We start from the raw sequence: 8,503 nt of genomic DNA, 5'->3' as shown, positions 1-8,503 counted from the left end.
GGGCCCCGGCCGAAGTCGACGAGCGCCGCCTCGCACTGCCGGTAGGACTCCTCCGAGAAAGCCGCCACCGCCGCCTCCTGGGCAGCCGCCGGCGGGCAGAGCGCGATGTTGCCCGCGAGCGCGTCGACCGCGGCCCGCAGGTCCTGCGGCACGAGGAGCCAGCCGAGGCGCCACCCGGTCATGCCCCAGTACTTGCTGAAGGAGGAGACGACGATCGCGTGCTCGTCGACCTCGCGGGCGCTGACCCCCTTCGCGTCGGGGCCGGTGCCGTAGGTGACGCCGTGGTAGATCTCGTCGCTCACCAGACGCACGCCGTGGGCGCTGCACCAAGCGGCGATCGCCGTGAGCTCACCACGGTCGACCATCGTGCCCGTGGGGTTGGCCGGCGAGGCGAGGACGAGCCCGGCGAGCGGGGCCCGCGCGTGCGCCGCCTCGAGCTGGGCGACGGTCGGCTGGTAGCGCTCCGCGGGCCCGGTCTCGATGTCGACGACCTCGCAGCCGAGCCCGGCGAGGATGTTGCGGTAGGCCGGGTAGCCGGGCCGGGCCAGCGCGACCCGGTCGCCGTGGTCGAAGGCCGCGAGGAAGGACAGGACGAAGCCACCGGAGCTGCCGGTCGTCACCGCCACCTCGGTGGGGTCGACGTCGAGGTCGTACCACCGCCGGTAGTGGCCGGCGATGGCCGACCGCAGCGCCGCGGTGCCGAGCGCGGGCGTGTAGCCCAGGGACCTCCCTTCGGCATGGATCGCCGCCGCGGCCTCGTGGACCGGACCGGGCGCACCCTGGCTCGGCTCGCCGGCGCACAGCGAGATGACCTCGCGACCCTCCGCGCGCATCCGGGCGACGGTGGCGAGGACGTCCATGACCTCGAAGGGGGCGACCGCGGACCGGGTGGAGGGGGCGAAGGGAGACGTCATGCGGTCATGGTCGCACTGTGATACGGGCCACGTCCGGGTGTACTGTCTCCCGGCCACACCTTCCAGAGAGGACTCCCGTGTCGGAGACGACTTATCAGCTCATCGCCATCGCCGTGTACTTCGCCGCGATGCTCGCGATCGGCTACTACGCCTACACCCGCACTCGCAACATCGACGGCTACATGCTCGCCGAGCGCGGGCTGCACCCGGCCGTCGCGGCGCTGTCCGCCAACGCCGCCGACATGTCCGGCTGGCTGCTCATGGGCCTGCCCGGCGCCATTTACGCCTCCGGCCTCATCGAGTCGTGGATCGCCATCGGCCTGACGGTCGGCGCCTGGCTCAACTGGAAGTTCGTCGCGCCCCGCCTGCGCGCCTACACCGAGATCGCGGGCGACTCGATCACCATCCCGAGCTTCTTCGGGCGCCGGCTGCGTGACCGGACCAACCTGCTGCGCATCGTCGCCGCGCTGGTCATCCTCGCCTTCTTCACCTTCTACGTCTCCTCCGGCATGGTCGCCGCCGGCAAGTTCTTCGAGAGCTCCTTCGGCTGGGAGTACCTGCACGGCGTGCTGCTCGTCGCCGCGGTCACGCTCCTCTACACGCTCTTCGGCGGCTTCCTCGGCGCGACGCTCACCGACGTCGCCCAGGGCTTGCTGATGTTCGCCGCGCTCGTCGCGGTGCCGATCGTCGCCGTCTTCAAGATGGGCTCGCCGGGCGACATCGTCGACGGGGTCACGGCGGTCAACCCCGACGCCTTCAACCTCTTCGCCGGCGACGACGGCGCCGCCCTGCTCGCGCTGGGCATCTTCTCCACGGCCGCGTGGGGCCTGGGCTACTTCGGCCAGCCGCACATCATCGTGCGCTTCATGGCCCTGCGCACCTCCGCCGACGCGCACTACGGCCGCATCGTCAGCACGACGTGGATGATCATCACCGCCCTCGGCGCGATCACGACCGCGCTCATCGGCGTCGCCTACTTCAACGGCCCCGACCCGGCCAAGCAGATCGACGACCCCGAGACCGTCTTCCTGCTCCTGTCGCAGGTCTTCTTCCACCCGCTCGTCGCGGGCTTCGTCCTCGCGGCCGTGCTCGCCGCGATCATGTCGACGATGTCGAGCCAGCTCGTCGTGTGCTCCTCCGCCCTCGTGGAGGACCTCGTCAACCTCACCGGCCGCAAGGCGTCGGACACGGCGCTGCTCCTCTACGGGCGGGTCGGCGTCCTCGTCGTCGCGCTCGTCGGTCTGGTGCTCGCGCTCGACCCGAGCTCGGCGATCCTCGAGCTCGTCGCCTTCGCGTGGGCCGGCTTCGGTGCGGCCTTCGGCCCGATCGTCCTGCTCGCGCTCTACTGGCGTCGCCTCACCGCGACCGGCGCCCTCGCCGGCATGGTCGTCGGCGCGGTCACCGTCTTCGTCTGGGGCAACATCGACAGCCTGAGCGACCGGATGTACGAGATCGTCCCGGGCTTCGCGCTCAACCTGCTCGTCGCCGTCGTCGTCTCGCTGGCCAAGCCGTCGACCGACCCGGAGATCCAGGCGGAGTTCGAGCGGATGGAGCGCGAGCTCTCCGACGGTCGCGGCGACGTCGACCTCACCCGTCAGGGCTGAGCCGACAGCGGTTCCACCCGGATCCCACCTTCGTGCGTCATGAGATGCACGGAGGTGGGATCTTTGCTGTTCGGGACGAAGGGGGTGGGTGGTGGACGAGAGCTTCGAGGACTTCGTGCGCGAGCGCGGCACCGCCCTGCTGCGCATCGCGTGGCTGCTCACGGGTCACCACGCCGACGCCGAGGACCTGCTGCAGGAGGCTCTCACCGGCCTCGCCCGGCACTGGGATCGGGTGTCCGGCGAGGGCAGCCCGGAGGCCTACGTGCGCCGAGCGCTCCACCACGGGGCGATCGACGGGTGGCGCCGACGCGCCGTGCGACCGCGGGTCGTCGGTGAGCCCACGGGCCACGAGGCCGCGGTCGGGGACGCCTTCGAGGACACCGATCGTCGCGTCGTGCTCCGCAACGCGCTGATGCGCCTCACCTCCCGCCAGCGTGCGGTGCTCGTCCTGCGCTTCTACGAGCAGCACACCGAGGTCGAGACGGCCGCGGTCCTCGGCTGCTCCCCCAACACGGTGAAGTCTCAGACCCGCCATGCGCTGAAGCGCCTGCGCGAGCTCGCCCCCGAGCTGGCGGCGACCTTCGAGCGAGAGGAGGCCACGTCATGAGCTCTCTGCACGATGCCCTGCGCGAGCTGGCCGAGGAGGTCGACGGCGTCCCGGAGGGGCTCGCGGAGCACGCCTGGACCGCCGGTCGCGCTGACCTCATCCGCCAGCGCCGCACCCGGGTCCTCGCGTCCCTCACCGCCGTCGCGGCCGCCGCCGCTCTCGTGTGGATCGCCGCCGTCAGCGGGCTGGGGAGGAGCGACTCCGCCCCCGCCGAGCCCTCCCCCGACGAGGTGCCCGTCGCGGTCACCGGATACCCCCAGCGCGTGGTCGACCCCGGTGACGTCGACCCCCTTCCTGCGAAGGGGGTGCCCCTCACCGCGGTCATGCACTCGCGGACCCGAGGCGACGGGGGCGGCTGGCTCGCCCTTCGCCCCGACGGGTCGCTGTGGTCGCTACCGGACCTGCTGCCCCAGCAGATCGTCGCGGACGAGGGCGCACGTGCCGAGGACCTCGTGCCCCAGCCGGCGCTCGACCCGAGCGGACGGTGGCTCGCGGCCTTCGAGCAACCCGCGGACGGGACGCGGCCGCGGTTCGTCATCATCGACGTCACCACCGGAGCGCGCACCCACCAGCGCAATGTCCTGGGTGGCGCCGAGCCCGAGACGCGGGACCTCGTCAGCGGGACCTGCTTCGCGGGGCCGGGAGCGCAGCTCCACTGGCGACCTGGCGCCGGCGACCCGCGCGTGGCCGTGGCGTGCGTCGGCGAGGAGGGCCGACTGGTCACGGTCATCAACACGCGCGCCGAGGTCGTGGCCCAGGTCGTGGTCGAGCCCTCCGGTGGACTGCTGGGTCATGGCGGGTGGTGCAGCAGCGGCCTCGCCGGGTGGCTCGACGAGCGCCGCCTGCTCGACGTGCGTGTCTGCCCGAACCAGGACGACCCGGGGACCGAGACGACGACCCTCGTCGAGGTGGACACCGTCATCAAGGACTCGTCGACGAGGGCGCCCGCCCCCGGCACGACATGGCTCGCGGTGAAGTCCCACGACGACCGGATCGGCCTCCTCCAGGGGGTGGTCCCCGACGAGCGTCATCTCCTCCTGGGCACGACCCGCGACGGCCACAGCCTGTCCGTGGCCTGGGGCCCGGGCGCCGACGAGCAGGCGTGGGCGATCACCCCGGACATCACGACGTCCGCCCCCTTCGTCCACGACCGCACGCACAAGCCGCCGCAGCCGTTGGCCGACCAGGGTGCGGGGCGGCCGCTGCGGCTGAGCAGTGCACCCGACGTGACGGTCTGGAGCGATGGCGGGCTCGGCATCATGTCGCTGGACACCCGCAGCGACCCGCCTGTGGCGCTCATGGTGATCGACCCCGCGCTCCAGGTCGACGGGGTGAGCGTCGCGCAGACCGCGATCCACGGCGAGGTGACCCGGCACCGCCTGGGGGTGCGCACGTCGTGGTGGTCGTGGCACCCCTGGCTCACCGCCGTGGCGCTGGCCGGAGTGCTGACGCTGCTCTCCGGCATGGTCCTCGTGGTCGTCAGGCCCCGTGTGCGCCCCGGCGCGGTGACGTCGGCAACGGTGGCGGTGATCGTCGGCGTCCTGCTGGCCGTGCTCGTCGCGGCGATCACGCTCAGGACCACGGAGGAGCCGGCCCCACTCCCTTCGCCCGGGATGACGGTGCAGTAGCTACTACGGCACTTGGCCGAAGGTGTGCCGCCGCACCCAGGCGTGCATGGCGATCGCCGCGGCCGCGCCGGCGTTGATCGAGCGGGTCGAGCCGAACTGGCTGATCTCGAGCACGACCTCGCACACCTCGAGCATCTCCGGCGAGATCCCGGGGCCCTCCTGGCCGAGCACGAGGACGCAGTCGCGGGGCAGGTCGTGGGTCTCGATGGGGACCGATCCCGGCACGTTGTCGATGCCGATGACGCGAAGGGGGGTCCCCCCTTCGCCCGCCGTCGCCGCCCACTGCGCGAAGTCCGCGACGGACGGATGGTGGTGCTCCACCTGGTAGCGGTCGGTGACCATCGCGCCACGCCGGTTCCAGCGCCGTCGGCCGACGATGTGGAAGGCGGCCGCCCCCATGGCGTTGGCGGTGCGCACGACCGAGCCGATGTTGAAGTCGTGCTCCCAGTTCTCGATCGCCACGTGGAAGGAGTGGCGCCGGGCGGCGAGGTCAGCGGTGATCGCCTCGTGGGACCAGTAGCGGTAACGGTCCTCGACATTGCGTCGGTCGCCGTCGCGGAGCAGCTCGGGGTCGAGGCGCGGGTCGTCGGGCCACTCACCAACCCATGGACCGACGCCGTGGCTCACAGGTTGCGCGGAGGGTCCGCCCCTAGCCTTGGCATGATCATCCGGGGTGCTCACGGGCCCCCACCGTAGACGTCACCGCCGCGGAAGGGCCGCATGAACACCATCGTCGAGTGGGTCCTCGACCTCATGGACCGGATCGGGGGCCCCGGCATCGCGCTGGGCATCTTCCTCGAGAACGTCTTCCCGCCGATCCCCAGCGAGGTGATCCTGCCGCTCGCCGGCTTCACCGCCGCGCAGGGCCGCTACTCGATCGTCGAGGCGGTGCTCTGGGCGACGCTCGGCTCGGTCACCGGCGCGCTGCTGCTCTACGGCATCGGCGCGGCGCTCGGGATCGACCGGCTCAAGGTCATCGCGCACCGGATGCCGCTCGTCGACGTCGCCGACATCGACAAGGCCGACGCGTGGTTCACCAAGCACGGGCCCAAGGCCGTCTTCCTCGGCCGCTTCGTCCCCGGGATCCGCAGCATCATCTCGATCCCCGCCGGCATCGACCGCATGCCGGTGGCGAAGTTCCTCGGCTACACGACCGCCGGCTCGCTCATCTGGAACTCCCTCTTCGTGTGGATCGGCTTCCAGCTCGGCGACCGCTACCACCTCGTCGAGCAGTACATGGACCCGATCAGCAAGGTCGTCTACGTCCTCATCGTCCTCGCCGCCCTCGGGGTCGTCGCGTGGATGTGGCGGCGCTCGGTGCGCCGCAGCCACGACCCCGACGACCACATCGACGTCGAGACCCTGGAGTAGCCACCCGGGCTCCCTCGGGCCCCGGGCCCGGCCATGGGTGCCTCGAAGGGAAAACCACTGTCCGTTGTCGGTGCCGCCCCCTAGCGTGGACCGACATGACCGCACCCGTGATCGAGGCCTCCGGCCTGGTGAAGACCTTCGGCGACTTCGTCGCCGTCGACGACGTGAGCTTCGAGGTCCCTCAGGGCACCGTCTTCGGCCTGCTGGGGCCCAACGGTGCCGGCAAGACGACGACCGTGCGCATGATGACGACGCTCGCGACGCCCACCCGCGGAACGGCTCGCGTCGCCGGCCACGACGTCGTCGCCGAGCCCGAGGCGGTGCGCGCGAGCATGGGCCTGACCGCCCAGTCCGCGACGGTCGACGACCTGCTGACCGGCCGCGAGAACCTGCGGCTCATCGGCGACCTCTACGGGCTGCCCGGGCGTGAGGTCCGCCGGCGGGCCGACGACCTGCTCGAGCGGTTTTCGCTCACCGAGGCGGGCAACAAGGTCGTCAAGGACTACTCCGGCGGCATGCGCCGCCGGATCGACCTGGCCGTGAGCCTCATCGCCCACCCGTCCGTGCTCTTCCTCGACGAGCCGACGACCGGTCTCGACCCGCGCAGCCGGGTCGAGCTGTGGGACGTGCTGCGCGACCTCGTGCGTGACGGCACGACGCTGCTCCTGACGACCCAGTACCTCGACGAGGCCGACCAGCTCGCCGACCGCATCTGCGTCATCGACCACGGCCGGATCATCGCCCAGGGCACCCCGCTCGAGCTCAAGGACCAGTCCGGCGCCACGAGCCTGGTCGTCACCGTCTCGCGCCACGACGAGGTGGCCCGGGCCGCCGAGCTCTCCGCGAGACGCGTCGGCGAGGTCCACGTCGACGCGGACGCCCGCCGGCTGACCGCGCCCGGCGCCGGCGTCGCCGACCTCACCCGCATCGCCGGCGCCCTCGACGGGGCCGACATCGACGTCGACGACCTGGGCATGCAGCGCCCGAGCCTCGACGACGTCTTCCTCTCCCTCACCGGCCATGCCGCCGAGGAGTCCACCAACCAGGAGGCACCGGCATGACCGCCCGGAGCGACACCGGCTCCATCGCCGTCCCGCACACGAGCCCGACACCCGTCGGTGCCGGTCGGGTCCGCCAGATCACCACCCTCGTGCGCCGCAACCTCACCCACATCAAGCGCCAGCCCGAGATGCTCACCGACGTGACGATCCAGCCAGTGATGTTCGTCCTGCTCTTCGCCTATGTCTTTGGGGGCTCGATCCAGATCCCCGGGGTCGACTACAAGCCCTGGCTGCTGCCCGGGATCATGGCGCAGACCATCGCCTTCAGCGCCTTCATCGTCGCCATCGGGCTCAACACCGACATCGGCAAGGGCATGGTCGACCGGCTGCGGTCGCTGCCGATCCGTCGCTCGTCGATCCTCATCTCGCGCAGCATCGCCGCGCTCATCCACTCGAGCATCGGCGTCGCGGTCATGTCGGTCACCGGGCTCTTCATCGGGTGGCGCCTGCACGACGGCGTGGTCAACGCGCTCATCGGCTACGGGCTGCTCCTGCTCTTCGGCTTCGCGATGATCTGGATCGGGATCCTCGTCGGGTCGGCGATGCGCTCGGTCGAAGCGGTCAACGGTCTGATGTTCACGACGATCTTCCCGATCACCTTCCTGTCCAATGCCTTCGCGCGGACCGACGTCATGCCGAGCTGGCTGCGCACCGTCGCCGAGTGGAACCCCATCTCAGCCCTCAGTCAGGCGATGCGTGACAACTGGGGCGTCGCGGGTCAGCCGTTGCGCGCCGACGCCCCGTGGCCGCTGCACCACCCCGAGCTGGCGACGATCATCTGGTCGGTGGGCATCACGCTCGTCATCGCGCCACTGGCCCTGCGGGCCTTCAACGCCCGCACGACCGACTGAGGGAGCCGAGCCCAGGTCCGCCACCCCGGATCGAGGTACCACCGACCAGATAGACGGTCGCGGATACCTCGACCCGCTCGCCCCCGACGTGTGGGTGCTCAGCGAGGGCCGTGGCCGAGGACGAGCGCGGCGAGCTGGGTGCGCGAGCGCACGCCCGACTTGCGGTAGACCCGCGTCAGGGTGCCCTCGACGGTCTTGACGCTCAGGTGCAGGCGCTGGGCGATCTCGCGGTTGCTCGCGCCGTCGGCGACGAGCCCGGCGACCTGCTGCTCGGTGAGCGTGAGCGATGCGAGCAGGGTCTGCGGGTCGCCGCCCTCGGGCTCCTCCGGCTCGAGCGTGTGCAGCGCCGCCCCCCTCGGGGGAAGCGGTCCTGCACCCACGCCGTCCACGGGTGGGCGTGCAGGGGGCGCAGGACCTCACGCGCCCCGGGCAGCGGCCTCGCGGCTGCGACCCCGTGCGGCGTGCCC

General features: G+C 71.6%; 9 protein-coding genes. 6 read left to right on the top strand and 3 right to left on the bottom strand.

The features are described from left to right. Positions 1-914 (bottom strand): aminotransferase class I/II-fold pyridoxal phosphate-dependent enzyme (locus AC2W7J_RS12765; protein ID WP_485982831.1); only part of this gene is annotated, 914 nt, incomplete at its 3' end. A gap of 77 nt (positions 915-991) precedes the next feature. On the opposite strand from AC2W7J_RS12765, the gene putP reads away from it, so the two are divergent. The 3 genes from putP (at position 992) to AC2W7J_RS12750 (ending at position 4,753) form a co-directional block, all read left to right on the top strand. Next, on the top strand, positions 992-2,518 hold the full coding sequence (gene putP / locus AC2W7J_RS12760) for a sodium/proline symporter PutP (protein WP_485982829.1): 1,527 nt from the start codon (positions 992-994) through the stop codon (positions 2,516-2,518). Positions 2,519-2,609: 91 nt separating this feature from the next. Then, positions 2,610-3,125 (top strand): SigE family RNA polymerase sigma factor, encoded by a 516-nt coding sequence (locus AC2W7J_RS12755; RefSeq protein WP_485982827.1) that lies wholly within the window; start codon positions 2,610-2,612, stop codon positions 3,123-3,125. Next, positions 3,122-4,753 carry a hypothetical protein gene (locus tag AC2W7J_RS12750; RefSeq protein WP_485982825.1) on the top strand — a complete coding sequence of 544 codons (1,632 nt, stop codon included), beginning with the start codon at positions 3,122-3,124 and terminating at the stop codon, positions 4,751-4,753. The genes AC2W7J_RS12755 and AC2W7J_RS12750 overlap by 4 nt, the downstream gene beginning before the upstream one ends. 3 nt (positions 4,754-4,756) lie before the next feature. Here the strand turns inward: AC2W7J_RS12750 and AC2W7J_RS12745 are convergent, their stop codons facing one another. Further along, complete coding sequence (locus AC2W7J_RS12745) at positions 4,757-5,380, bottom strand: TrmH family RNA methyltransferase (protein ID WP_485982823.1); 624 nt, start codon at positions 5,378-5,380, stop codon at positions 4,757-4,759. Positions 5,381-5,473: 93 nt separating this feature from the next. Between AC2W7J_RS12745 and AC2W7J_RS12740 the strand changes: the two genes are divergently transcribed. From AC2W7J_RS12740 to AC2W7J_RS12730, 3 genes are all read left to right on the top strand, one after another. Continuing rightward, positions 5,474-6,124, top strand: a complete 651-nt coding sequence (locus AC2W7J_RS12740; RefSeq protein ID WP_072623463.1) for a DedA family protein — start codon at positions 5,474-5,476, stop codon at positions 6,122-6,124. A gap of 95 nt (positions 6,125-6,219) precedes the next feature. After that, positions 6,220-7,185: an ATP-binding cassette domain-containing protein gene (locus tag AC2W7J_RS12735; RefSeq protein WP_485982821.1), complete on the top strand. Its 966-nt coding sequence runs from the start codon at positions 6,220-6,222 to the stop codon at positions 7,183-7,185. Next, complete coding sequence (locus AC2W7J_RS12730; RefSeq protein ID WP_485982820.1) at positions 7,182-8,036, top strand: ABC transporter permease; 855 nt, start codon at positions 7,182-7,184, stop codon at positions 8,034-8,036. The genes AC2W7J_RS12735 and AC2W7J_RS12730 overlap by 4 nt, the downstream gene beginning before the upstream one ends. Positions 8,037-8,134: 98 nt before the next feature. Here the strand turns inward: AC2W7J_RS12730 and AC2W7J_RS12725 are convergent, their stop codons facing one another. Then, on the bottom strand, positions 8,135-8,416 hold the full coding sequence (locus AC2W7J_RS12725; protein ID WP_485982818.1) for a helix-turn-helix domain-containing protein: 282 nt from the start codon (positions 8,414-8,416) through the stop codon (positions 8,135-8,137). Positions 8,417-8,503 lie beyond the last annotated feature (87 nt).

Source organism: Janibacter sp. CFPM2_SD2 (assembly GCF_057364645.1).
Note: the sequence above shows the minus strand (reverse complement) of the source record. Positions and strands in the feature narration are given on the sequence as shown.

What these genes read in the sequence shown, in the direction of transcription:
- AC2W7J_RS12750 (WP_485982825.1), top strand. Translation starts at nt 3,122, where the DNA reads ATGAGCTCTCTGCACGATGCCCTGCGCGAGCTGGCCGAGGAGGTCGAC.
- AC2W7J_RS12740 (WP_072623463.1), top strand. Translation starts at nt 5,474, where the DNA reads ATGAACACCATCGTCGAGTGGGTCCTCGACCTCATGGACCGGATCGGG.
- AC2W7J_RS12735 (WP_485982821.1), top strand. Translation starts at nt 6,220, where the DNA reads ATGACCGCACCCGTGATCGAGGCCTCCGGCCTGGTGAAGACCTTCGGC.
- AC2W7J_RS12730 (WP_485982820.1), top strand. Translation starts at nt 7,182, where the DNA reads ATGACCGCCCGGAGCGACACCGGCTCCATCGCCGTCCCGCACACGAGC.